Origin of the sequence: Glycomyces algeriensis (genome assembly GCF_027622855.1) — a bacterium.
Classification (GTDB): Bacteria; Actinomycetota; Actinomycetes; order Mycobacteriales; family Micromonosporaceae; genus Glycomyces; species Glycomyces algeriensis.
Map to the genome: position 1 here is coordinate 16,643 of NZ_JAPZVR010000006.1, position 24,599 is coordinate 41,241.

Here is a 24,599-nt window from a genome sequence, read left to right on the forward strand (position 1 = left end):
GACCCTACCGGACGCCGCGCGATGCGCGCAACTGGTTTTTCACCGTGTCCCCTGCCACATCAGTGGCCTGCGGATTCGTAGCGGCGCAGGCCCGCCTTGGCCACCAGGACGGCGATCGCGAAGAGGACCGCGGCGACCACCGGAGGGACCGCCAGCCACCAGGCGGGGAGTGCGCCGGTGAGGATCTGGACGGGGATGAAGTTGACGAAGGCGAGCGGAACCGCCCACGTCAGCAGGGCGCGGACGGCCCTGGGGTAGATGGTCAGGGGGAACCGCGTGGCGGTCTCCTGGGTCTGGGCGGTCAGCCAGGCGAACACCGGGCTCGGGCCCTTGAGCCAGAAGTTGACGCAGTTCATGATCGTGATCACGGTCAACTGCACGGCGACCGCGCAGGCGAAGAGCAGGACCCCCGCGGGGATCATCGCGGGCGCGATGCCGGCGCCGCTCCAGCCGATCGCGATCATCGTCGCGCCGGTGGCCAGGTTCGCCGCCGACTGCATGCCGATGGCGCTGGCGCCGATCTGCATCATCACCGGGGCGGGGCGCACGACCGCGTAGTCGAGGCCGCCGTCGATGATCTTGCGGCCCACGGTCCACATGCCGTCCCAGCCGACCTCGGTCACCGAGTCGGTCAGGACCATGAAGCCGATGAGCAGGAGCATCTCCGGGAAGCCCCACCCGTCGATGGCGGTGACCTGCGCGAAGATGACCGCGATGAAGGCCAGCTGCGCGGCCTGCTGGATGAGCGCGACCGAGACCATCGTCCAGAAGTCGGCCGGGTACTCGGTGATGGAGCGGAACTGCGCGGCGATCAGGCGCGCGTACACGGATGCGGTGCGGCCCATCTCAACCTCCATGGATGGTGACGGCCCGGACCGCGCGGCTCCACAGCCAGCGCCCGAGGAACCAGAGCGCGAACACCCACGCAAGCTGGGCCGCGATGAGCCCGAGCGCGCCGAGGGCGTCGACCCGGCCGAGGTAGATCTGGGACGGGGTGGTCGTGAAGTGCACGAACGGCAGGCACCAGGCGACGACCTGCAGCGGCCCCGGCATGATCGCCAAGGGCACCATCGCACCCGAGAAGAACGCGACGACGGTCTGCCGGGCCCACATGATGCCGTGGTAGCTGCGGGTCCAGAAGCACAGCATCGTGGACAGGTAGACGACGCTGAACGCGATCGGCGCGATCAGCGCGATGCTGACGAGCGTGAGCAGCCCGGCGGCGAACGAGGCCGGCGGCAGCGGCGTGAAGAAGATCAGGGCGATGGTGAGCCCGACGATCATCGTGGGGAGCGACCCGGCGAGGCCGCCGTAGAACTCGGCGGCCCGCGCCCGCTGGAAGTCGAGGGGTTTGAGCAGGTCGATCGCGACGCTGCCGTCGAGGATGCGCTGGGCGGTGTCGGAGCCGCCGAAGATGAACGTGGCGGTGACGAACCCGATCACGTAGTAGGTGCGCATCGCGTCCCAGTCGTATCCGGCGACCGAGCCCTGCTCGGCGAGGATGGTCCCCCACAGGGTGAGCGAGACGAGCAGTTCGCCGCCGCCGAGCACGACGCCGAAGATCCAGTTCATGCGGTAGGCCAGGCGCCGCTTCAGCGCGACCACGGCCAGCGCGAGCTCGACGGAGAGCGCACCGGGGCGCGCGCGGACGGGTATCGCGGTCAAGGGCATCAGCGTCCAGGGTCGAGGGGAGGCGGGAGACCAGCTTGCCTTGCAACGGGTCCGGCGTCAAAGCCAATTTCACCGCGCGGTCTACTCCCCCTGCCCGCGCCTACCCCGCACGGGCGATCCGCTTCAGACCGAGCAGTCGATGTGGAGGCAGGCGATCTGGGCGCGAATCGCGGTGTCCGCCAAGCCCTTGTCGCCGGTCAGGAGTGTCGCGTCGAACTCTTTGGCAAGTGCCGCATAGCAGGCGTCGTATGCCGAGAGGTTGTGGAACCAGCGTACGGTCCCCTGCAGCAGCTGCGGGCTTTCCAGCGGTACTCGCCGGATCGGTGCGGCCGCGAGCCGGGCGGCCGCGGTTCGCAGGTCGCCCATGGTCAGGTGCTTGCCGAGCATCCGGCCGCGAAGGGCTGAGAGCACCTCCACGTCAAGGTGCGCGGGGGCGATCGCATCGACATCGCGGTTCATCTGCTCGGCGATGGCGCTCGTGGCCGCATGGCCGGTCAGGAGCGCTACGACGATGCTGGCGTCGACGACGATCACCCCGCGTCCCCCAGATTTCGCCGGATCTCCTCGTCGCGTTCAGCACGCGCCTCTCGGATCGACTCGGCCGCGTCGAACGGCCGTCCGATCGGATCGGCCTGCGCCTCCGCGAGCCAGGAGGCCATGCTCGGCCTGTTGACGTCGCGGCGAATCAGGTTTCTGACGTAGGTCGAGAGGTCGACCCCGAGCTCTGCGGCACGCTGCTTCGCGGCTTCACGGAGCTCTTCTTCCACGTTTCTGACCTGGATGAATACCATGAATCCAGGCTAGCATGCGCATCGCATGCTCGAGGGTCAGTGGCCGGCGGAGTCGTAGGCTCTCAGGCCCGCGCGGTAGGCGAGGACGGCGAGGAGGGCGGTGGCTGCCGCGGCGGCGGGCGGGGCCGCGAGCCACCACGGGTCGAGCTTGCCGGTGAGGATCTGGACCGGGATGAAGCTCGCGAACGCCAGGGGCAGGCCGAAGGTGAAGACGATGCGGACCGCCGCCGGGAAGATCGTGAGCGGGAACCGCATCGCCTCGTTCTGGAGCTCGGCGAGCATGAACGCGATGATCGGGGTGCGGCCCTTCATCCAGAAGTTCGCGGCGTTCGCGATCGTGAGCAGGGAGGCCTGGATGACCGCCGCGCACACCAGCAGGAAGAGCGCCAAGGGGATCGCGGCGGCGCTGATGCCCGCGCCGATCCAGCCGACGGCCATCATCACCAGCCCGAGGGTCACCTCCCCGAAGACCTGCATGCCGACGTGCTTCGACGCCACCTGGATCAGCACGGGCGCGGGCCGGGTGATCCGGTAGTCCATGTCCCCTTCGATGATGAGCTTCCCGGTGTCCCAGATGCCGTCCCAGAACAGCGCGGTCGAGCCCCAGGAGACGGCGAGGAACCCGGCGAGCAGGAGCATCTGGTGGTAGTCCCACCCGGCGATGGCCTTCACGTTGTCGAACAGGATGCTCAGGAACGCGAACAGCATGATCTGCCAGAACGTCCCGGAGAGCGCCATGACCCAGAAGTCGGCCGGGTACTCCGCGATGGAGCGGAGGTAGGCGCCGATCGAGCGGCGGTACACGCCCGCGGCGTGGAGGGTGCGATGCGCGTTAGCCGCCATGGACGGTCACCTTCTTGACGAGCTGGCGCCAGATGAGCCGGCCGAGCACCAGGAGCCCGACGGCCCAGGCCGCTTCGGCCGCGATGAGGCCGAGCGCGCCTGCGGTGTCGACGCGGCCGAGGTAGATCGAGGCGGGCGTGGTGGTGAAGTGGACGAACGGCATGGCCCAGGCGACGCCTTGGAGCCAGCCGGGCATGAGCGCGATCGGGATCATCATCCCCGAGAAGAACGCGACCATGCTGTCCTTGGCCCACTGGATGCCGAGGAACCGCTGGGTCACGAAGCAGCAGAGGATCGCCAGGTAGCTGATCCCGAACGCGAGCGGGAAGATGAACAGCAGGCTGAACACGGTCAGCGCGGCCGCGAGCGGCGACACCGGACCGGCGGGCCGGAAGACCAGGACCGCGATCACGGTGCCGAGGACCGCCGCCGGGACGGAGGCCATCATCCCGCCGATGTACTCGCCGGCCCTCGCCCGCTGGAAGTCCACCGGTTTGGTCAGGTCGATCGCGACGAGGCCGTCGAGGATGCGGTTGGCCATGTCCCACTCCGCGCCCGCCCACGCGAGCGTCGTGGTGAGGAAGCCGATGACCAGGTACGCCTTCATCGACTGCCAGTCGTAGCCGCCGATCTCGCCGTCGCCGATGAGGTGGTTCCACACGGCGAGCCCGGCCAGGAGCGCCCAGCCGCCGAAGAGGACCGAGAACAGCCAGGTGGTCTTGTACGCGATCTTGCGCTTGAACGCGATCGTCGCGAACGCCACGTCGATGCTCGCCACGTCAGTGCCCCGCCGAGTCGTAGGCGCGCAGGCCGAGCCGGTAGACGCCCGCGGCCAGCAGCACCGAACCGACCACGGCCGCGGGGATCCCGGCCAGCCACCACGCGGACATGTGCCCGGTCACGACCGCCACCGGCACGAAGTTGATGAACGCCACCGGCACGATGAACATCGCCACGAGCCGCACGGCGATCGGGAAGATCCCCAGCGGCATCTTCATCGCGTTGCCCTGCAGTTCGATCATCAGGAACGCGAAGATCGACGCCTGGCCCTTGATCCAGAAGTTCACCGCGCACAGCGCCGTCACGAGCGCCGACTGGATGACCGCGGCGCACGCGATCGCCAGGACGCCGATCGGTATCGCGGCGAACCCGATCCCGGCGCCGATCCAGCCGTAGACCATCATCGCGACCCCGAAGACCACCTCGCCGATGGACTGCATGCCGATGTGGGAGCTGCCGACCTGGATGATGACGGGCGCGGGCCGGGTGATCCGGTAGTCGATGTCGCCCTTGATGACCATCGCGCCGGTGCTCCACGCGCCGTCCCAGAACAGCGCGTTGCAGCCCCCCGCGACGCTGAGCAGCCCGGAGAGCAGCAGCATCTCGTGGTAGCCCCACCCGGCCACGTCGGGCACGTTGGCAAAGAGGACGGCCAGGAACGCGAACTGGAGGATGTTCCAGACCGCCCCGGCGGAGGCCATGACCCACAGGTCGGCCGGGTACTCCACGATGGAGCGGATCTGCGCGAACCAGGTGCGCCAGTAGATCGCGAACACGTGCCGCACGGGCACGGCGATAGCGGGAGTCTGCGTGTCAGCCACCGTGCACGGTCACTTTCTTCACTGCGGTCCGGAAGACCAGCCAGCCGAGCACCCACAGGCCGACGGCCCAGGCGGCCTCGGCCGCGAGCAGGCCCAGGGCGCCCGCGGTGTCGACGCGCCCCAGGTAGATCGCGGACGGCGTGGTGGTGAAGTGCGGGAAGGGCAGGGCCCAGGCGACGGCCTGGAGCCAGCCGGGCATGAACGCCAGCGGGATCATGAGCCCCGAGAAGAAGCTCAGCAGGGCCTCGCGCAGCCACATGATGCCGAGGTAGCGCTTCGTCCAGAAGCACACCAGGGTCGAGAGGTACGTCAGGCCGAACGCCAGCGGGAACATCAGGAGGAAGCTCACGACCGTGAGCAGCCCGGCGAGCGGCGTCGCCGGACCGGGCGGCTGGAAGAGGAGCCAGGCGGCGACGACGCCCATCACGGCGGTCGGGAACGTCGAGAGCATCGACCCGACGTACTCGGCGGCGCGGGCCCGCTGGAAGTCGACGGGCTTGGTCAGGTCGACCGCGATGTGGCCGTCGAGGATGCGGTCGGCCATGATCCAGTCGGCGGCGCCGAAGACCATGGTGGCGGCCACGAACCCGATGATCGTGTAGGCCCGCATCGAGTCCCAGTCGTACCCCGAGAGCGTGCCGCTGCCGATGAGGTTCTGCCACATGACCATCGCGATGAGCATGGAGCCGCCGCCGATGGCGAGGCCGAAGAACCAGTGGGACTTGTACGCGAGTCTTCGTTTGAACGAGATGACCACGAGCGCGCGGTCGACGGCGATGCTGTGGCTCACTTGGTGAGTTCCCCCGCGTACAGGCGGCGGATGACGTCCTCGATGCTCGGCTCGGAGAGCGAGAGGTCCCGCGGGGAGAGTTGCGCGGTGAGGGAGCCGAGGACCTCGGCGGTCGTGAAGCGGTTCGACTCGTAGGTCACGACGACCTCCGAGGGCGCCTCGCCGGCGGTCCACTCGTAGTCGGGGAACTTCTCGGCCAGCTCGGGCACGTTCGCGGCGCCCTCGAGGTAGAGGTTCACGGCCTTGGTGGTGATGTAGTGGGCCTTGAGCCGCTCGATCGAGCCGTCGTAGGCGACCGCGCCCTTGTCGATCACGACGATCCGCTCGCACACCTCTTCGATGTCGGCGAGGTCGTGGCTGGTGAGCAGCAGGGTGGTGCCGTCGTTGACGAGTTCGCGCAGGAACGCGCGGAGGCGGTCCTTCACGGAGATGTCGAGGCCGATCGTCGGCTCGTCGAGGTAGACCATCTTGGGGTCGTGGATGAGCGCGCACGCCAGGTCGGCCCGCATGCGCTGGCCGAGAGAGAGGGTGCGGGCGAGCGCGGGCATGAACTCGTTGAGGTCCAGCAGCTCGTCGAACCGCTCGATCCGGCGCTTGTAGTCGGCGTCGGAGACGCCGTACATGTGCTTGAGGAGTTTCAGGGACTCCTCCACGGGCAGGTCCCACCACAGCTGGGTGCGCTGGCCGAAGAGGACGCCGATGTCGTGGGCGTTGGCGATGCGTTCGACGTGCGGGTCGCGGCCCATCACCCGGACGGTGCCCTCAGAGGGGCGCAGGATGCCGGTGAGGAGCTTGACGGTGGTGGACTTGCCCGCGCCGTTGGGCCCGACGTAGGCCACCGATTCGCCCGCCTCGATCGAGAGGTCGATGCCGTCGACCGCGGTGTAGTTCTTGTACTTGCGCTGCATCAGGTGCCTCACGGCGCCCTTGAACCCCGAGTCCTTGTCGGGCCTGCGGAAGGTCTTGGTGAGGGCTTGGGCTTCGAGAATCGGCATGCTCCCACCGTATGGAGATTCGGTGGGAGCGGGCCACTCGTTTTCCGCGGGTCAGGACGCGGGCTCGGCCTCCGGGACCGCCTCGCCGGACCTTGTTTGCGCTGGTACCGCCTTGCGCGCCTTGAGCTTCCGGCGGATCCGGCCGGGCAGGCCCGGCGCATTGCGAATCAGCTCACGCGGATTGATGCGCTCCAGCGGGAGGAAGCAGGCCATGGCGACCATATGGGGCAGGAAGCTGATCTCCACCGCGAGGAACACGGTGAGGTGGAAGAGGTAGAAGAACGCGACGATGCCGTACCGGAATCGCTTGGCGGCCACGAACATGACCACGGGACTGAGCAGTTCGAACGCGACCATCCCCCATTGGGAGAGCCGCAGCATCCACGGGTAGTCGAGGAGCCAGGTCGAGTACTCCGTGCCGCGGCGGATGATCGCCCAGGTCATGGTCGCGGAGTTGACCCACTCCCAGCCGCCGTAGCGGACCTTGGCCCAGGCCGCGAAGAAGTAGGTGCAGACCACGCCGATCTGGACGAGGTTGAAGCCCCAGCCGACGTGCTCGGAGAGGTTCCGGCGGTCGCCCCAGCGGGCCTTGGGCATGGTGGGCAGGAGGAACAGCAGGATGAGGAAGCCGAACTTGCCGTGGTCGACCTTCCCGTAGGACATCGCGATGATCATCCACTCGAAGTAGGCGGCCGCGACGATCCATCCGAACAGGCGCGGGGCCTTGTTGAACATCATGGGGATCGAGGCGGCGAGGAGCACGACGAGGGTGCCGACGACGAGCCAGTAGCTCGGCGTGGGGAAGACCGGGAGCACGCGGGCGATGAACAGCGGCTGGTACAGCTCGCCGGGGACGTGGCGGTGGCCGACGATCCACGGCATGTACCACCACCAGTCGACCCAGATGAACGCTCCGGCGAGGAAGCGCATCGCGGCGACGCGGCCGAGCGCGACGGGCTGGAAGAACCAGCCGGCCGACTTCTGCGCGAGCGGCAGCGGCGTCATGCGTCGGCTCCTTCACGGGTGTAGGCGGCCTCGACGACCTCGGTGACCTCGCCGGTCTGGTGGCCGTCCTCGAGCCGGTAGCGGCGTTCGATGATCTCGACGGTGACGATCTCGGGCTTGTCGGGGTTGGTGTTCTCGTACGCCTGGGCCACGAATTCGAGGAGCTCGGGGTTCTCGATGAACCGGCTCTTCTGGCCCTCGAGCTCGGCGCGGCGGAAGCCGGTGGCGTCCTCGGTGAGCTTGAAGCGCTCGCCCTCCGCGTTGACCGCCTCCACGCGGGTCGATCCGGCCCAGCCGTCGAGCTCCATGGAGGACGAGTACATCTTGAAGGGCGCGAACGGGAAGAAGTCGTCGCCGCCCCAGAAGGTGGTGGCGGTGACGAGGGCGAGCACGACCAGGGTGATCGAGACTCGCACGGCCCGCCCGAGGGGCCGGACCGTCGCGTACTGGGTATCCACGGCAAGAGTATGGCACGGGTGTGCCACAGGGGACCCGGCCGAGTCAGCCGGTGGCGGTGAGCTCCGGGTCGGATTCGCCCCGGTCGCGATGCTCTCGAGCGTCTTTGCGGCCCTTGCGCTTCGCGCGGACGCGGCGCATGAGGCCCTGCGGGTCGACGCGTTCGAGCGGCAGGAAGCAGGCCATCGCGAACAGGTGCGGGAGGAAGCTGATGGTGAGCGCGGCGAAGATCGCCACGTGGAAGACGTAGAAGAACGCGATGATCGAGTACTGGATCCGCTTCCACGGGTAGACGAAGAGCACCAGCGGGGTGAGCAGCTCGAACGCGACCATGCCCCACTGGGCGGCGGTGAGCAGCTGCGGGAAGTCGAGCATCCAGTCCGAGAACACCGTGCCGCGGCGGATGATCGCCCAGGTGAAGACCCCGGAATTGGCCCAGTCGAAGCCGCCGTAGCGGAACTTGGACCAGGTGGAGAGGAAGTACGTGCACACCACGGCGATCTGCACCAGGTTGAAGCCCCAGCCCACGCGCTCGGAGCGGTGCGTGCGGTCGCCCCAGCGGGCCTCGGGCATCATGCAGAGCACGAGCAGGAGCACCATGAAGCCGAAGCTCGCGTGGTCCACTTTTCCGTACGAGTTGTAGATGAGCATCCACTCGAAGTACGCGATGAAGAGGATCCACCCGAACAGGCGCGGGCGGTACCCGAACATCACCGGCACCGCGGCGGCCAGGCACACCGTGAGCGTGCCGGTGACGATCCAGTAGTTCGGGGCGGGGATCGGCAGGATGCGGCCGATGAGCAGCGGCTGGTAGAGGTCCTCGGGCAGGTAGCGGTGCTGGATGATGAACGGCTTGTAGGCCCACCACTCGATGCAGACGAAGAGCCCGGCGAGGAAGCGCATCGCGGCGACCCGGCCGAGGGCCACGGGCGTGAAGAAGAAGCCGTTCACATAGCGGGTCACGCGTCCGCCCCCTCGGTCCAGGCGGCGGCGACCTCGACGGTCTCGGCGCCGGTGCGTTCGCCGTCCTTGAGCTCGTAGCTGGTGATGACCACTTCGGCGGCCGTGATCTCGGGGCTGTCGGGGTGGGCCCGCTCGTAGGCCTCGGCGACGAGCGCGAGGAGCTCGGGGTCCTCGCGGAAGCGGCTCAGCTGGCCTTCGAGCTCGGCGCGGCGGAACCCGGTGTCGTTGTCGCCGATCGGGAAGCTCCGCCCGGTGGCGTCGGTGAGGACGAGGCTGGTGCTGTTGGCCCAGCCGTCCGGGTCGTGCGCGTGCGAGTACATCTTGAACGGCGCGAACGGGAAGAAGTCGTCGGTGCCCCACAGCGAGGTCGCCATGAGCGCGAAGGTCATCGCGAGGGTCGCCGCGATGCGCACGAGTTTCCCTCGGCGGGTCAGTGGTCGCTCGGCGGCTGGGTTCGGCACCGGGCGAGTATGTCACATTCGCCCGAATCCGCCTGCGACGGAAGGTCAGGGGCCGGCGAGGCGGTCCCGTTCGGCCTGCGGCAGCGAGCACGCGGCCGTGCCGCCGGGGAGCTTGTGGCGGTTGCGGGAGATGAGCCGGTAGACCGGCCAGGCGAGCCACGAGACGGGCTTGAGCGAGAGGACCCCGCCGATCGGCTTCCAGTACCACTGGGCGCGGCGCAGCAGCACGGCGATCGCGTCCGGCCCGGCCCGGGTGAGGCCCGGCTCGATCCAGATCACGGCCGCCTCCGCCTCGTCCTGGGTGACGCCGAGCGCGTCGAGGTCGGCCCACTGCCACGGCGTGACCTTGGCGGTGGTGCGGACGTGCTTCTCCAGGAACTGGGCGGACTGGGTGCAGAACGCGCAGTCCCCGTCGTAGAGGAAGGTGTGGTCCATGCCGGTCTCGATTCAGCGTTCGGAGCGGGAAGGGCGGGTCATGCCGTCTGCCTCGACGGTACCGCTCCGTAGAGGGCCGCGCGCATCGCCGTGACCGGGGCCTCGTCGAGGCCGGTGAACTGGGTCCACTGCCGCACCGCCTGCGCGAGCAGGAGCGCGAGCCCGTCGAGGACCTGCACGCCCTGGCGCTCGGCCTCGGCGGCGAGCGGGGTCGGCCACGGGTCGTAGAGGATGTCGAACAGGACCGCGCCGGGCTTCCACTGCAAGCGCAGGTCGTCGGTGACGCCCTTGGGGACGGTGGCGATCACGAGGTCCGCGTCGCCCACGCGCACCGCCTCCTCCCAACTGCGGGCGTCCAGCCGGAGGCCGAGCGCCGCGGCGACCGGCTCGAGCTCGATGATCGCTTCGCGGCGGCGGGCGTAGACCTGGACGGCGCTCGCGCCGAGGGTCTGGGCCGCGGCCAGGGCGGCGCGGGCCGAACCGCCCGCGCCGAGGACGGCGACCTCATCGGCCTTGCGCAGCCCGACCTCGGCCAGCGCGTCCACGATCCCGGGCGCGTCGGTGTTGTCGGCGACGCGCCGTCCGCCGCGCAGGACGAGCGTGTTGGCCGCGCCGATCGCCGCGGCCACGGGCGTGGCCTCGTCGGCCACGGTGAGGGCGATCTCCTTAAGCGGCATGGTGAGCGAGAGTCCGGCCCAGGTCTCGTCGAGCGAGTCGACGAAGCGGGCGAGCGCGGGCTCGTCGCACTCGTGACGCGTGTACGTCCAGTCGGCGAGCCCGGCGGCCGTGTAGCCGGCGTTGTGGATGACCGGCGAGAGCGAGTGCTCGATGGGCTTCCCGAGGACGGCGGCGCGCATCACTGGATGCCGTTTTCTTCGGCGACATCGATGTTCTCCTGGTGCTCGGCGTACGTCTCGGCGAACAGGGCCGAGCCGTCATCGAAGGCGGTCACGAAGAACAGGTAGTCGTTCGCCTCGGGGCTGACGGCGGATTCGAGCGCGGCGGCACCGGGGTTGGAGATGGCGCTCGGCAGGTAGCCGGCGTGCTCGACGGCGCTGGGCGACCACGGGTTGTCGGGGTCGCGCATGACCGCGCCCCAGTCGATGTTCTCGCCGGAGGTGATGGCGTCTTCCCCGTTGAGGAGGCGCCCGTAGTTCCAGATCGCCTCGGACTCGAAGCAGTTGCAGTTGGTCTGCTCGTGCGAGTACGGGTTGATGTACATCTTGTTGTACATGACCTGGGCGATCTTGGGGTCGTCGCTGGCGATGCCGGATTCGGACTGGACGATCGAGGCGATCTGGAGCGCCATCCACGGCTGGATCTTGAACTCGCCGTTGGTGGGCGGGTAGAAGGTCTGGTTCTCGTTGGCGCTCGGGTCGTAGTCGGGGTCGGGGTCCTCGATTTGGGCGAGCTTGTCGAGGAAGCCGATCTCAGTGATGGTCGCGTTGAAGCGCTTGACCATCTCGGTGAGCATCTGCTCAGCGGTCATGGTCTCGTCGAACTCGTAGGCGGAGGGGAAGAGGAAGCCCTCCACGGATTTGACCTGCCGGTCGGAGAAGCCCTCGAACCAGATCGGGTCGACGCCGAGCGCCTCCGGATCCTGCGCGGCGGCCTCGAAGTCCTCGATCGGGACCCCGGTGTACCCGGAGAGGATCTCGTAGATCTCGAACGAGCGCTTGCCTTCGGGGACCACGACGTGGTCGAGCGTCAGGTTTGCAGGGTCGGTCATGAACTCGAGCGCGGCGGCGGCGGACATCTCCTCCTCCATCGCGTAGGAGCCCGGCTGGATGGACTGTCCTGCGTTGTTCGCGTCCTCGGAGGCGTTGAGGAAGGCCTTCGCGGAGGCCACCACTCCTTGTGCTTCGAGTTCGTCGGCGATGTCGGAGACGAGCCAGCCTTCTTCGATGGTGATGACCACCTGGTTGCCGTTGCCCTCGCCGCTGAAGTCCTCGGCGACGAAGTAGTCCTTGATGACGTTGTTGTACGCCCACCAGCCGCCGACGCCGATGACGCCGAACAGGGCCACGACCAGGGTCATGGCGATCAGGGACTTGCCGGAGTCCTTGCGGCGGTGGCTCCGGGGAGCGTCCGCCCGCTCGTCCTCGGTCCTAAAATCGCCGAGCATCCTGTTCTCTACCTCCGCCGCTGGTCCAACCATTGCTGGAGGATCTCCACCGCCGCCGCCTGGTCGACGATGGAGCGCTTCCGACTGCCGCGCACGCCGCCTTCATTGAGTCTGCGTGTCGCGACGGCGGTGGTCATGCGCTCATCGGTCAGGGTCACCGGAACGGGTGAGACGTGGTCGGCGAATCGCGCCACCCAGGCTCGGGTGTGCACGGCTGCCGGCCCCTCCTCACCCGAAAGAGTAACGGGTAGGCCGACGACGATTTCGACAACCTCGTACTCCCGGGCCGTTTCGGCGATTTCCCGGATATCGCTCGGAATGTCCTCACCAGCGGTTTTGAGGTCGCGACGAACCGTCGCGACTGGAGTGGCGAGGATGCCGTCCGGATCGCACACGGCGACGCCGATGCGCGCTTTGCCCAAGTCGACGCCGAGACGGCGGCCCCGCGTCCAAGTCGTGGACGCGGGGCCGTTCGCTGCATCGCTCATTTAGGCGCTGATCGCGCCGGTGACGGCGGCGAGCAGCTGCGCGGCCTGGTCGGCCGGGACGCCGCCGCCCTGGGCGACCTCATCGTTGCCGCCGCCCTTGCCGGACAGCGCGGCCTTGACGAGCGCCTGCGCCGAGACGTGCTGCGCCTGCGCGGCCTTGTTCGCCGCGACGACGATGCTGGCCTTGCCGCCGGCGGTCGCGACGACCGCCGCGACGCCGGGCTGGTCCTCGGGCAGGTGCCCGCGGATCTGCATGGCGAGGTTGCGGACGTCGCCGCCCTTGGTGCCCTCGGGCGCCTGCACGGCCGCGACCTTGACGGCCCCGACCTGCTTCGCGGCCGCGGCGAACTCCGCGGCGCGGCCGGAGACGGCCTTCGCCTGGAGGTTCGCCAGCTCGCGCTCGGCGTCCTTGGTGCGCTGCAGGATCGCGCGCACCCGCTCGAGGACGTCGCCGCGCTGGGCGCCGATCTCCTCGGCGATCTGCGTGACGAGGTCCCGCTCGCGGGCGAGGTACTTGTACGCCTCCATGCCCGTGGCGGCCTCGACGCGGCGCTGGCCCGAGCCGACCGAGGACTCGGCCGTCAGGACGAGCGGGCCGATCTGGGCCGAGCGGGACACGTGCGTGCCACCGCAGAGCTCGCGCGACCAGGGGCCGCCGATCTCGACGACGCGCACGGTCTCGTCGTAGGTCTCGCCGAACAGCGCGACCGCGCCGAAGTCCTTGGCCTCCGGGAGCGTCATGTACTGCACGGCGACCGGCAGGTCGTCGCGGACGGCGCGGTTGGAGACCTCTTCGATCTCGCTGCGCGTCTCGTCCGAGAGCTTCGAGCGCCACGAGAAGTCCAGGCGCAGGTAGCCGGGGCGGTTGAACGAACCGGACTGGAGCGCGGTCGGGCCGAGCACCTCGCGCAAGGCCGCGTGGACCACGTGCGTGCCCGAGTGCGCCTGGCGCGCACCGAGACGCCACTCCGGGTCGACCGAGGCCTCGACTTTGTCGTCGAGAACGAGCTCGCCTTCGAGGACGCGGACCTTGTGGACCACGAGCTTCTTGACCGGGCGCTGCACGTCGAGGACCTCGGCGAACAGGCTCGGGCCGACGAGCTTGCCGGCGTCGGCGTGCTGGCCGCCGGACTCGGCGTAGAACGGGGTCCGGTCGAGCACGACCTCGACGATTTCCCCGGCCTTGGCGAGCGGGACCGACTGGCCGTCCTTGAGGACGCCGATCACGCGCGACTCGGTCTCGAGGGTCTCGTAGGCCTTCCACTCGGTGGGGCCCTGCTCCTGGAGGAGCTGCCAGTACGCGGACAGGTCCGCGTGGCCGGTCTTGCGGGCCGCCGCGTCCGCCTTCGCGCGCTGCCGCTGCTCGGTCATGAGCGTGCGGAAGCCCTCCTGGTCGACCGAGAGGCCCTGCTCCTCGGCCATCTCCAGGGTCAGGTCGATCGGGAAGCCGTACGTGTCGTGCAGCTCGAACGCCTTGGAGCCCGAGAGGGTCTTGCCGCCCTCGGACTTGGTCTCGGACACGGCCGTGTCAAGGATCGTCGTGCCGTGCTTGAGGGTCTTGAGGAACGCCTCTTCTTCGCCGTAGGCGTAGGAGGAGATCCGCTCGAAGTCGGTCTTGAGCTCCGGGTACGCGGTGGACATGCGCTCCATGGCGACCGGCAGCAGCTCGGGCATCGCCGGCTTGTCGTAGCCGAGGAGGCGCACGGCGCGGATCGCGCGGCGCATGAGGCGGCGCAACACGTAGCCGCGGCCCTCGTTGGAGGGCACGACGCCGTCGCCGATGAGCATCAGCGAGGAGCGCACGTGGTCGCCGATGACCCGGAAGCGGATGTCGTCCGGGTGGGACTCGGAGGCGGTGTGCGAGGTCGAGACGCCGTAGCGCTTGCCCGTCAGCTCCGAGGCCTTGTCGATGATCGGCCGGACCTGGTCGGTCTCGTACATGTTGTCGACGCCCTGCAGGAGCGCCGCCATGCGCTCCATGCCCATGCCGGTGTCGATGTTCTTCTTCGGCAGGTCGCCGGTGACCTCGTAGCCCTCCTTGGCGGGGCCGCCACCGCGGATGTTCTGCATGAACACGAGGTTCCAGAACTCGAGGTAGCGGTCCTCGTCGACCTCCGGGCCGCCCTCGGGCCCGTAGTCGGGGCCGCGGTCGTAGTACAGCTCGGAGCACGGGCCGCACGGGCCGGGGATGCCCATCGACCACATGTTGTCGGCCTGGCCGCGGCGCACGATGCGGTCGAGCGGGAGCCCGATCTGCTTGTGCCAGATGTCGATCGCCTCGTCGTCGTCGAGGTAGACCGTGGCCCAGATCTTGTCGCCGTCGAGGCCGAGGCCGCCGGACTCGAGCGAGCCGGTGGTGAGGTCCCAGGCGAAGCGGATCGCCTGCTCCTTGAAGTAGTCCCCGAAGGAGAAGTTGCCGTTCATCTGGAAGAACGTGCCGTGGCGGGAGGTCTTGCCGACCTCGTCGATGTCGGGCGTGCGGATGCACTTCTGCACCGACGTGGCGCGGTTCCAGTCCGGGGTCGCCTGGCCCAGGAAGTAGGGCACGAACGGGACCATGCCCGCGGGCACGAACAGCAGGTTCGGGTCCTCGAAGGCGGGCAGCGGTGCGCTGGGGACCACCGTATGGCCGTTGGACTCGAAGAACTTCAGAAACCGGCGTTGGATTTCAGCGGTCTCCATGGGGCACCTCCTTCAAGGGTCTAGTACAGCCGGCCGTGGACGGCCGGGTCGTGCTCGTCGTCTTCGTTCAGCAGCGGCTGGATGTCCTCGCCGCGCTCGATCGCGTCGAACAGCTCGGCCTCTTTGGCCTGCTTCGCCTCCGACACGTCCGCCCAGAAGGCTTTGAACGATGCTTTCATTTCAGCACCGGCGCCGCCCACACGCTCGGCGACCCCGCCGGGAGTGACCGACTCCGCCGCCTTCGTGATCTTGCGGACCGCGATCACGCCGACCGCGATGCCGATGCCTACCCAGATCATCCGTTTCAACACGGGTACTCCTCAACCTGATTTACCGCGGACGGGACTACTCGCCGGCCTTCTGGCGGGCCTTCGCGGCCCGCTTCGCCTGGCGCTTGCTCTGACGCGAGGCCTCGACCATGCGGCGCACCTGCTGCTCGTCGACGTCCTGGTTGCGCTTCTTCACGGCGGTGCGGAGGCCGAACCCGAACGCGGCCGCCTTCACCAGCGGCGAGCCGACGGCCGAGACGACCAGGCTCATGATGTTGGCGACGTTCGACGAGATGTGCGCGGCGTTCCCGGTGATCGTGCCGACCTTCTCCAGCTCGCCCTCGACCTGTGTGAGGGAGCTGTTGACGTTGTCGAGGGTCGTGTTCACGTTCCGCAGGATCGGCCCGATCTCGTGGTCGACCTTGTCGAGCGTCTTGTTCACACGGTTGAGGGTCGCGGTTGCCTTGTTGATGAGGCGGAAGGCGAGCATCACGCACAGGAGGAAGAACCCGAGCCCCGCGAGCAGGACCCCCAGTTCCCAAACGCTCCCGGTCCATCCTGCTGCCACGGTCTCCTCAGGCACGGTCTCCCCCTGTCGCCATCCGGTGGGCCCCACCGGCATTGCTGTGTGGTTGCGTGGTCCTCTCGGACCTGAACGCGCCAGCCGCGCGGTGCCTTCGGCCAGGCCGGGCTCTCGCGCAAGAGCGGCGCGCTGTCGACCTTACCTTGCGGTACCGGACATCCGGCGCAATGGGGCGGTCAGTCCACTCTCCAGTTACCGGCCGCGCCCCGCGCGGACCAGGGCCCGCGGGCGCTCACGCCGCGAGCCGCTCCTCCGCCAGGCGCGGCAGCGCCGCCTGCGCCGCGACCACGGCCGTGACCTCGGCGCCCACGCACAGCTCGTACCGGTCCCCGCAGTCGACCGGGACCACCCACAACTCCAGGTACAGCTCGTCGCGCACGTAGCAGCCCTCCTCGCCGAGACCGCCCACGCACTGCTCAGGATCGGCCGGAATCCAGCCCGCGTTGAGGACCGCCTGCCAGTACTCGTTCGCCGTGTCGTCCACTGTGCCTTCGGAAGTCCAGGTGCGCATGCGGACCCGGCACTCCCCCAGGCACCAGCGGCTGCCGTAGGTCTCGTCGTGCACGGTCACCGCCGCCCACCCGGGCACCGTCAACTCGTCGGCGGCCCGGCGCGTCGGATCCACCGTGAACGCCCGGCCCAGCCACAGCACCGCCGCGACCAGCAGCACGGCGAGGACCGCGATCACCGCCACGGTCATGCGCAGCCGCTCGATGCGCTCGCCCGACTGCTCCAGGTCGGCCGCGATGCGGCTCGACGCGCGCCCGGCCCGGCGGTCAGTCGCCATCGGGCGCCCTGCGCACGATCCGGCGCAGCTTCTCGAGCCGCTCGCCGATCTCGGCCTCGCGCCCGTGGCGGGTCGGCCGGTAGTAGTCGCGCCCGGCCACCACATCCGGCGCGTACCGCTGCGGGACCACGCCGCGCGGGTCCTTGTGCGGCAGGCGGTAGGCCTTGCCGTGGCCGAGCTCCCCGGCGCCCTTGTAGTGGGCGTCGCGCAGATCGGGCGGGACGGGCCCGATCTTGCCCTTGCGCACATCGGAGATGGCCTCGTCGATCGCGGTGATGACCGCGTTCGACTTCGGCGCCGTCGCCAGGTGCGCGACGGCCTGGGCCAGGTTGATCCGGGCCTCGGGCATGCCGATCCGCTCCACGGCGGTCGCGGCGGCGGTGGCCGTCAGCAACGCCGTCGGGTCGGCCATGCCCACGTCCTCGGACGCGAAGATGACCAGGCGGCGGGCGATGAACCGCGGGTCCTCCCCCGCCACGACCATCCGCGCGAGGTAGTGCATCGCCGCATCGACGTCGGAGCCGCGCAGGCTCTTGATGAACGCGCTGGCCACGTCGTAGTGGCCGTCGCCGTCCCGGTCGTACCGGACCGCGGCGGTGTCGATGGCGGCCTCGACGATCGCAACGGTGATCTCGGGTTCGTTCTCCGCGCTCGCGGTGAGGGCGGCGGCCTCCAACGCGGTCAAGGCCTTCCGCGCGTCCCCGGCGGCCGTGCGCACGAGGTGATCGCGGGCCTCCTTCGCCAAGGTGGCCTCGCCGTTGAGACCGCGCTCGTCCTCGACGGCGCGGTCGACGAGCTCCCCGATGTCGGTCGTGTCCAGCTCCCGGAGGGTGAGGAGCACGCAGCGGCTCACCAAAGGCGCGACCACCGAGAAGTAGGGGTTCTCGGTGGTGGCGGCCAAGAGCGTGATGGTGCGGTCCTCGACCGCGCCGAGCAGGGAGTCCTGCTGGGTCTTCGTGAAGCGGTGCACCTCGTCGATGAACAGGATCGTCTGCGGGCCGCCGGTGCGGCGGATGCGGCGGGCCTCGTCGATCGCGGCGCGCACGTCCTTCACCCCGGAATTCAAGGCGGACATCGCACGGAAGCGCCGGTCCCCGGACTGGGCGACCAGGTGCGCGATCGTGGTCTTGCCGGAACCGGGCGGGCCCCACAGGATCACCGACAGCGGCTGGCGGCCCTCGACCACCTGGCGCAGCGGCGAACCGGCGCCGAGGAGGTGGTCCTGGCCCACGAGCTCGTCGAGCGCGCGCGGGCGCATCCGCACCGCCAGCGGCTCGTCGCCGGAGGCCCAACCGGTCCCCAGAATGCCGCTGCTGTTGGCGGGAGGGCCCTGCGGATCAGGCGGCCCCGTCGAACCGGGGGCGTCGAACAAACCTGGAGCGTCCATAACGCCAACAGCGTAAGGCATGAGCATGAGCGCTCCGCAGATCAGCGGCCGAACCGGGAGGTTCATCGCGTTCCGCCCACCCGGCGGCGCGAAAAAGGGCCGCCGCACCGAAACCGGCGCGGCGGCCCTTGTCGTTGCGGGAGTTACATGCCGCTGAGGCCGCCGCTGAGCTCCTCGAAGTCGTGCAGGTTGGTCGACTCGGGGGCCTTGATGTCGTAGGTCCCGCCGATCTCGACGATCTCGCTGGTCATCTCCATGGTCATGCCCTCGATCTCGGGCATCGTCATGCTCATGGTCTTGAGCAGGCCGTTGTCGTCCAGGGTCACGGTGACCTCGGTGCCGTCGATCGCGGCGGCCGCGTCCGCACCCGTGGAGCCGGACAGGGCCGACATGGCCTCGGAGTCGGCGCTGAGCGTGCCGGTGAAGGTGTTGGGGCCGGTCTCCTCGACGTTCTCCAGCTCCGAGAGCATGAGCTCGGTCTGCTGGCCGAGGTCCATGCCGCCGTACTGGGCGTAGGCCTGCGCCATCTCCTCGTCCGAGGTGAGGTCCATGGTGAACCAGGCGTCCTCGCCGAAGCTCTCGGCCATGGCGTCGAACATGCCGCCGCTCATCTGCATGTACATGACCTTGTCGACGACGACGGTCTCGGTGTGCATGTCGCCGAGCAGGCCGCCCATCATGGCCTCCTCCTCGGCGGTCATCGTCTCGCCCGAGGCCTCCATCATGGCGCCCATGAAGATGTCGGCGCTGGCCTGGGAGTTCTCGCCCTCGTACATGCCGGTCATGGCCATGAAGTCGACGCCGTCGACGGTCATGGCCGACTCCATCTTGTACGAGGAGGCGCTCAGGTTCTCGACGGAGGCGAGAACGGCCTCGCCGGGGCTGAGCGCGGCGGCCGCGCCCTCATCGGCAGAGGTCGCGCCTTCGGAGGAGGCGGGCTCTTCGTCGGCGCCGCAGGCGGAGAGGCCGAGGGCGAGCGCGGGCACGGCGAACGCGCCGAGCAGACGGGTGGCGGTACGGGAAGACATGGGTGCTCCTGGTGGTTCGGGGAGGTCGAGGTTCGGTGGTCGAGTTCCGATGCCGAGCATAAGGGACGGCCCCCACACGCAGGGTGCGGAGGCCGCCTCATGATCGGATCGTTACCAGGCCTTTTGCAGCCGTTCGTACTCGGCGGCAGTGATCGGCAGCACGGTGCCGTGGCGGGGACTCGACGGCAGGTCGTACTCGGCGACCGGGGTCCACTCGCCCGAGGCGAGGTCGGTGGTCTCGAACGGCACGTAGCCGCGGCCGCCGAACTCGTCGATGAAGAGGTACCACTTGTCCGCGGTGTTCGACTTGAAGACCAGCGGGCCCTCGCCCGCGCCGATGGCGCCCGAGCCGATGCAGTCCGCGAGGAACTGCCATTCGGCATCGGGGGCAAGGGAAGTGGCGGTCTCGGCGAGGATGAACTTGCCGCACGGGGTCGAGGCGGAGTTCGAGCGCTCGTCCTTGGTGAAGCGGTAGTACACGCCGTCAGACGCGATCATGGTCGAGTCGATCGTCGAGTAGCCCTGGTCGACCCAGACCCGCGCCTCGGAGAAGTTGACGAAGTCGCGGGTCGTCGCGTACATCATCCGGTGGTAGAAGCCCTCGGAGTGGTCGTCGGTGGCGAACAGCGGCGAGGCCCAGTAGACGACGTAGGCCTGCTGCTCGGGGTCCCAGTAGGCCTCGGGTGCCCAAGTGGCGCCGGCGTTCTCGGGCGAGACCTCGACGAGGCGGCCCTCGGACCAGTTCACCAGGTCGTCGCTCTCCCACACCATGATCGAGAGGCTGCCGTGGCGCTGGGCCCGGTTCCAGTCGCCGTTGCCGTTGATCTTGAGGTCGGTGGCGATGAGGAAGAACCGGTCGCCTTCGGGCGAGCGGATGAGGAACGGGTCGCGCACGCCCTGCTCGCCCTGGTCGGAGGTGAGGATCGGCTGGGCCTCGTTCAGTTCCGTGAAGCTCAGGGGGTCGTCGCCGTTGCTCAGCGCGCCGTAGACCTGCTCGCCGGTGGGCGTGCCCTCGCCGGTGAAGTACGTGAAGAAGTAGCCGGCGTAGTCGGCCTCGGCCGGGAGCGGCGGCACGGTGGCGGTGAAGTGCAGCTTCTCCTTCTCGCCGCCGCGCTGGACGGTGGCGGTGAGCCTGACCTTGCGGGTCTTGCCGCCGGGCTCGTCGCGATTGACGGTGCCGTCAGTGGCGATCACGTTCGGGTGGTTGGACTTCCAGGTGATCTGGGAGCCGTTGGCACCGTTGGTGGGCAGGTTGACCGCCGAGCGCACGTCGTCGAGGTTCGGGATCACGATGGCGGCGGCGTCGAGGGCGACCGCCTCTTCATCGTCGAACTCGGCGAGCACGGTCGCGGTGAAGGCGAGTTGTTCTTGCACGGTGCCGAGGTTAACGGTTGCAGTGAGGGTGACCGTCGCGTCGTCGGCGTCCATGGCCGGGCGGGTGACCGTGCCGTCGGTGGCGATGACATCGGGTCGGCTTGAGGCCCAAGTGATCTGGGAGCCGTTCGCGCCCTGGACGGGGAGGTCGAGGTCGCCGGTGACGGCACCCGTGTCGCCGAGGTCGATCGCGGCGGCGTCCTCGGCGGCCTTCTCAGCGCTGATGAGGGCGGCCTGCTCGCCGATCTCGGCCGGGGCGAGGGCCCCGTCGTAGATCCGGAAGTCCGCGAACCGGCCGTGGAAGTACCGGTCGCCGCTGTAGAGCGAGCGGCCCAGGTAGTTGGCGGCGGTCGAGCCGGCGCCGATGTCACCGGGCTTGATGGTGACGGCCTCGTTGCGGTCCACTTCCTGGCCGTTCAGGTAGAGGACGGCGGTGCCGCCTTCGAGGGTGTAGGCGAGGTGGTTCCAGGTGCCGCGCGCGAGGTTCTGGCCGGTCGAGGTGTTCTGCTCGCAGGTCCAGTGGCAGGTGGAGATGGAGGTCTTGTAGCCGTTGCCGGTGGTGAACAGGTAGCCGTCGCCCCAGGACCCGCTGGAGTTGCCGAGGCCGTAGATGAAGTACGCGCCGGACTGGCTCGGCTCGATGTAGACCTCGGCGGTCACGGTGATCGCGTCGAGTCCGGCGAGGAGGTCGTCGGGCAGGTCGACGTAGTCGTCGACGCCGTCGAGCGCCAGGCCGTCCCCCCAGGTCCCACCGACGAGGGTGCCGTCGTGCCCGTTGCCGGAGGCGTCGGCGACGACGGTGCCGCCCGCCTCGTCGAACTGGTACCACAGCAGGGGGCCGTCGGCCGGGGCGGCGACCGCCGCGGCGGCTGGAACTGTCACCGCCGCAATGGCGACGACGGCTCCGATGAATCGCTTAGACGTCACTGTCCAACCTTCTTCACTCAATCGATCAAGCAGGCCGGAGGCCGAGTGATCGGTAACCAGCAGGGGCTGGGGCCAGCTTATTCCAACCATCGACATAAGTGAACATGCGAATGTCACGATTCTCGATCGATTCCGGTGGGTCGCTCCGCCTGGACATCCGCGCCGAAGCGCGCTTACGATGGCAATTCAATCGATATTCGTCTATATCATGATTTCTTCGCTTTCTGACCCGGCATCAGAAGAGACAAGGAGCAGCCATGCGACGCAAGCTGACCGCCGTCGGCGCCATGATCATCGGCACGGCCCTGGCCCTCGGCACCGCCACCGCATCCGCAGAGGAAGGGCCCGGCGCCGAACCCGCGCAGACCCCGGAGTTCGACTTCCGCACCGGCGACACGGTCGCCACCGGCCTCACCATCCCGTGGGGGCTCGGGTTCCTCCCGGACGACTCCGCAATCGTGGCCGAGCGCAACTCGGGCGACGTGCTGCGGATCGGCATCGACGCCGACCCGGTCGTCCTGGGGAGTCTGGAGGTCGTCGGCGGCGAGGGCCAGTTCGACGAGCGCGGGCTCCTGGGCCTCGCGATCTCCCCCTCGTTCGCGACCGACGGGTGGGTGTACGCGTACGTGTCGACCGAGGAGGACAACCGGGTCGTGCGGTTCCACCTCCACTCCTTCGACCCCGAGCCGGTGCTCACCGGGATCCCCTCGGCGCTCAACCACAACGGCGGTCGCCTGGCGTTCGGGCCGGACGGCAAGCTGTACATCACCACCGGCGACGCGAACGACACCGCGAACGCGCAGGACCTCGAGAGCCTCGGCGGGAAGATCCTGCGCGTCAACGCGGACGGGACCGTTCCCGAGGACAACCCGATCGCGGGCTCGCCGGTCTACACCTACGGGCACCGGAACGTGCAGGGCCTCTCGTGGGGTCCTGACGGCGCGATGTACGCGACCGAGTTCGGCCAGAACACCTGGGACGAGCTCAACCGCATCGAACCCGGGGCGAACTACGGCTGGCCCGAGGCCGAGGGGACGGGCGGCGCGCCGGAGTTCGTCGACCCGCTCGTCACCTGGAGCACGGCCGAGGCCTCGCCCTCGGGCGGGGAGGTCGCGGGCGACACCATGTACATCGGAGCGCTGCGCGGCCAGCGCTTGTGGACGGTGCCCGTCGCGGGCGGCGAAGCGGGCGAACCGGTCGCGGTCCTGGACGGCACGCTCGGCCGTATTCGAACTGTGGAGCTGGGCCCGGACGGCTGGCTGTGGGTGACCACTTCGAACGGCGGCGGCCAGGACAAGGTGGTGCGGTACCGGCCGATCGGCGGCTAACCGAACCAACTCCGGCGCAAGCCGGGGTTGGTTCTGAAGGTAAGCAAAGCCGCACTTCAGAGGTTTTGTGATGCCTCAGTGGTCGGAGATTCCGTCTCGTCCGACGGCGTGGTTTCGCCGTCCGGTTCCGAAGTCTCCGTGGCCGGCGACGACGTTTCCGAGTCCGGTGAAGAGGTCTCCGTGTCAGGACTGCTGGCCGTCTCGCTGGGCGTCTCCGAGGTCTCTTCGTCGGTGGACGGGTCCCAGTTGGAGTCGTCGTCATCGTCGGTCGTCGTCTGGTCCTCAGTGGGCGAAGGTTCGGCCGAGGTCTCGACCGAGGACGAAGTCGGCTCGGGGGTCTCGATCTGGCCGTTCGGGTCATCGTTCAGGCCGTTGAGCCAGATGAGCAGTCCGATGATGGCCAGCGCCGCGATCACGGCCGCGGTGATGATCCACGGGGTGACACTGCTCTTCTCCTCTTCATGCGCCATCGCGCCGGTGGGCTGCTCGGCGGTGTTGCCGCCGCCGACGCCAGCGCCGAGGAGGGCGGTCTGGTCGGTGCCGAAGTACTGGGTCTGCTGGCCGTCGGACGGGGTCGCGGGTGAGACGGGGATGCCGCCGGTGACGACGCGGCCTTCGCGGGCGGAGCGGGCCATCTCGGCGGCCGAGGTGTAGCGGGCGCGCGGGTCCTTCTGGAGGGACTGGAGCACGACTTGGGCGACCCCGGCGGGGATGTCGCGGGAGAGCGGCGGCGGGGCCTGGGTCATGTGGCCGTTCATGACCGCGACGGGTGTGTCGGAGACGAAGGGCGGGCGGCCCATCAGGGCCTCGTAGGCGACGATGCCGAGCGAGTAGAGGTCGCTGGCGCCGGTCAGCTCGGCGCCGTTGAGCTGCTCGGGCGAGGCGTAGGCGAGGGTGCCCATGACGGTGCCGGTCTCGGTGAGGCCGGAGGCGCCGCGGGCGGCGGAGATGCCGAAGTCGACGATCTTGGTCGACCCGGTCGCTTCGTCCACGAGGAGGTTCGCGGGTTTGATGTCGCGGTGGATGATGTCGTTGCGGTGGGCGGTTTCCAAAGCGTCGGCGGCGGTCGCGACGATCTTCATGACCTCGTCGGGAGGCAGGGTGCCGCGGTCGCGCAGGATCTCGGCGAGCGAGCGCCCGCGCACGAGCTCCATGATCAGATAGGACACCAGGCCGTCGTCGTCGGTGGTCTCCTCGCCGTAGTCGTACAGTCCGACGATGCCGGGCGACTGGAGGGCCGCCACGGACCTGGCCTCAAGTTGGAAGCGCGTGCGGAACTTGTCGTTGCCCGACAGTCCTGCATGGAGTATCTTGATGGCGACTTCCCGTTGCAGGCGGGTGTCGGTGCCTTTCCAGACTTCCCCCATGCCGCCAGCGGCGATCCGCTCGTCCAATCGATAGCGACCCGCCACCAAGGTCCCGCTCTGCACGTCGAACCCGCTCCTCTTACTCCTGCATCGGCCGGATGTTACATATAGCAGCCGTCAGCGGACCGCGGCCGCCGCCTTCACGGACTCCTGCCAGTCGGAATTGGCTGAGGGGCAACCGGGCACGCATCGAACGAAGACGGCGGCCCGGGCCGAGGCCCGGGCCGCCCACTACGACATCGT

26 protein-coding genes are annotated in these 24,599 nt (G+C 68.9%); 1 reads left to right on the plus strand and 25 read right to left on the minus strand.

Annotated features, from left to right (window positions below):
• Positions 1 to 59 precede the first annotated feature (59 nt).
• The 24 genes from O2L52_RS12740 to O2L52_RS12855 form a co-directional block, all read right to left on the minus strand.
• Complete coding sequence (locus tag O2L52_RS12740; protein ID WP_270115867.1) at positions 60 to 845, minus strand: ABC transporter permease; 786 nt, start codon at positions 843 to 845, stop codon at positions 60 to 62.
• 1 nt (position 846) lies between these two features.
• Complete coding sequence (locus O2L52_RS12745) at positions 847 to 1,665, minus strand: ABC transporter permease (RefSeq protein ID WP_270115868.1); 819 nt, start codon at positions 1,663 to 1,665, stop codon at positions 847 to 849.
• A 129-nt stretch (positions 1,666 to 1,794) separates the two neighbouring features.
• The gene (locus O2L52_RS12750; protein ID WP_270115869.1) at positions 1,795 to 2,205 is read right to left on the minus strand and encodes a type II toxin-antitoxin system VapC family toxin; all 411 of its coding nucleotides are present in this window, start codon (positions 2,203 to 2,205) and stop codon (positions 1,795 to 1,797) included.
• On the minus strand, positions 2,202 to 2,462 hold the full coding sequence (locus tag O2L52_RS12755) for a hypothetical protein (RefSeq protein ID WP_270115871.1): 261 nt from the start codon (positions 2,460 to 2,462) through the stop codon (positions 2,202 to 2,204). Before O2L52_RS12755 ends, O2L52_RS12750 begins: the two co-directional genes overlap by 4 nt.
• Positions 2,463 to 2,498: 36 nt before the next feature.
• Positions 2,499 to 3,305: an ABC transporter permease gene (locus O2L52_RS12760; protein WP_270115873.1), complete on the minus strand. Its 807-nt coding sequence runs from the start codon at positions 3,303 to 3,305 to the stop codon at positions 2,499 to 2,501.
• Entirely contained in the window at positions 3,295 to 4,083 is a 789-nt protein-coding gene (locus O2L52_RS12765; protein WP_270115875.1) for an ABC transporter permease, read from the minus strand. The genes O2L52_RS12760 and O2L52_RS12765 overlap by 11 nt, the downstream gene beginning before the upstream one ends.
• 1 nt (position 4,084) lies before the next feature.
• The gene (locus O2L52_RS12770; protein WP_270115876.1) at positions 4,085 to 4,906 is read right to left on the minus strand and encodes an ABC transporter permease; all 822 of its coding nucleotides are present in this window, start codon (positions 4,904 to 4,906) and stop codon (positions 4,085 to 4,087) included.
• Positions 4,899 to 5,696 carry an ABC transporter permease gene (locus tag O2L52_RS12775; protein WP_270115877.1) on the minus strand — a complete coding sequence of 266 codons (798 nt, stop codon included), beginning with the start codon at positions 5,694 to 5,696 and terminating at the stop codon, positions 4,899 to 4,901. Before O2L52_RS12775 ends, O2L52_RS12770 begins: the two co-directional genes overlap by 8 nt.
• Positions 5,693 to 6,691, minus strand: coding sequence for an ABC transporter ATP-binding protein (locus tag O2L52_RS12780; RefSeq protein ID WP_270115880.1), 999 nt, complete (start codon positions 6,689 to 6,691; stop codon positions 5,693 to 5,695). Before O2L52_RS12780 ends, O2L52_RS12775 begins: the two co-directional genes overlap by 4 nt.
• 51 nt (positions 6,692 to 6,742) lie before the next feature.
• Complete coding sequence (locus O2L52_RS12785) at positions 6,743 to 7,696, minus strand: hypothetical protein (protein ID WP_270115881.1); 954 nt, start codon at positions 7,694 to 7,696, stop codon at positions 6,743 to 6,745.
• Positions 7,693 to 8,154, minus strand: coding sequence for a hypothetical protein (locus O2L52_RS12790; protein WP_270115882.1), 462 nt, complete (start codon positions 8,152 to 8,154; stop codon positions 7,693 to 7,695). Before O2L52_RS12790 ends, O2L52_RS12785 begins: the two co-directional genes overlap by 4 nt.
• A gap of 43 nt (positions 8,155 to 8,197) precedes the next feature.
• The gene (locus O2L52_RS12795) at positions 8,198 to 9,115 is read right to left on the minus strand and encodes a hypothetical protein (RefSeq protein ID WP_270115883.1); all 918 of its coding nucleotides are present in this window, start codon (positions 9,113 to 9,115) and stop codon (positions 8,198 to 8,200) included.
• On the minus strand, positions 9,112 to 9,576 hold the full coding sequence (locus O2L52_RS12800) for a hypothetical protein (protein WP_270115885.1): 465 nt from the start codon (positions 9,574 to 9,576) through the stop codon (positions 9,112 to 9,114). The genes O2L52_RS12795 and O2L52_RS12800 overlap by 4 nt, the downstream gene beginning before the upstream one ends.
• A 45-nt stretch (positions 9,577 to 9,621) precedes the next feature.
• Complete coding sequence (locus O2L52_RS12805) at positions 9,622 to 10,011, minus strand: thiol-disulfide oxidoreductase DCC family protein (protein ID WP_270115886.1); 390 nt, start codon at positions 10,009 to 10,011, stop codon at positions 9,622 to 9,624.
• Between the two features lie 38 nt (positions 10,012 to 10,049).
• Positions 10,050 to 10,868: a shikimate dehydrogenase gene (locus tag O2L52_RS12810; RefSeq protein ID WP_270115888.1), complete on the minus strand. Its 819-nt coding sequence runs from the start codon at positions 10,866 to 10,868 to the stop codon at positions 10,050 to 10,052.
• Positions 10,868 to 12,169, minus strand: coding sequence for an endolytic transglycosylase MltG (locus O2L52_RS12815; protein ID WP_270115890.1), 1,302 nt, complete (start codon positions 12,167 to 12,169; stop codon positions 10,868 to 10,870). The genes O2L52_RS12810 and O2L52_RS12815 overlap by 1 nt, the downstream gene beginning before the upstream one ends.
• Positions 12,145 to 12,624, minus strand: a complete 480-nt coding sequence (gene ruvX / locus O2L52_RS12820; protein ID WP_270115892.1) for a Holliday junction resolvase RuvX — start codon at positions 12,622 to 12,624, stop codon at positions 12,145 to 12,147. Before ruvX ends, O2L52_RS12815 begins: the two co-directional genes overlap by 25 nt.
• The gene (gene alaS / locus O2L52_RS12825) at positions 12,625 to 15,306 is read right to left on the minus strand and encodes an alanine--tRNA ligase (RefSeq protein ID WP_270115893.1); all 2,682 of its coding nucleotides are present in this window, start codon (positions 15,304 to 15,306) and stop codon (positions 12,625 to 12,627) included.
• Positions 15,307 to 15,326: 20 nt separating this feature from the next.
• Complete coding sequence (locus tag O2L52_RS12830; protein WP_270115894.1) at positions 15,327 to 15,617, minus strand: hypothetical protein; 291 nt, start codon at positions 15,615 to 15,617, stop codon at positions 15,327 to 15,329.
• Positions 15,618 to 15,651: 34 nt separating this feature from the next.
• Positions 15,652 to 16,143 carry a DUF948 domain-containing protein gene (locus O2L52_RS12835; protein ID WP_270115895.1) on the minus strand — a complete coding sequence of 164 codons (492 nt, stop codon included), beginning with the start codon at positions 16,141 to 16,143 and terminating at the stop codon, positions 15,652 to 15,654.
• 247 nt (positions 16,144 to 16,390) lie between these two features.
• On the minus strand, positions 16,391 to 16,945 hold the full coding sequence (locus O2L52_RS12840) for a hypothetical protein (RefSeq protein WP_270115896.1): 555 nt from the start codon (positions 16,943 to 16,945) through the stop codon (positions 16,391 to 16,393).
• A complete protein-coding gene (locus O2L52_RS12845; protein ID WP_270115897.1) occupies positions 16,935 to 18,332 on the minus strand; it encodes a replication-associated recombination protein A in 1,398 nt (465 codons plus the stop codon). The genes O2L52_RS12840 and O2L52_RS12845 overlap by 11 nt, the downstream gene beginning before the upstream one ends.
• A gap of 143 nt (positions 18,333 to 18,475) precedes the next feature.
• Entirely contained in the window at positions 18,476 to 19,360 is an 885-nt protein-coding gene (locus O2L52_RS12850; RefSeq protein ID WP_270115898.1) for a hypothetical protein, read from the minus strand.
• A gap of 111 nt (positions 19,361 to 19,471) precedes the next feature.
• Positions 19,472 to 21,661: an immunoglobulin-like domain-containing protein gene (locus tag O2L52_RS12855; protein WP_270115899.1), complete on the minus strand. Its 2,190-nt coding sequence runs from the start codon at positions 21,659 to 21,661 to the stop codon at positions 19,472 to 19,474.
• Positions 21,662 to 21,918: 257 nt separating this feature from the next.
• On the opposite strand from O2L52_RS12855, the gene O2L52_RS12860 reads away from it, so the two are divergent.
• Entirely contained in the window at positions 21,919 to 22,989 is a 1,071-nt protein-coding gene (locus tag O2L52_RS12860; protein WP_270115901.1) for a PQQ-dependent sugar dehydrogenase, read from the plus strand.
• 56 nt (positions 22,990 to 23,045) lie between these two features.
• Here the strand turns inward: O2L52_RS12860 and O2L52_RS12865 are convergent, their stop codons facing one another.
• The gene (locus O2L52_RS12865) at positions 23,046 to 24,419 is read right to left on the minus strand and encodes a serine/threonine-protein kinase (RefSeq protein WP_309299874.1); all 1,374 of its coding nucleotides are present in this window, start codon (positions 24,417 to 24,419) and stop codon (positions 23,046 to 23,048) included.
• Between the last annotated feature and the right edge of the window lie 180 nt (positions 24,420 to 24,599).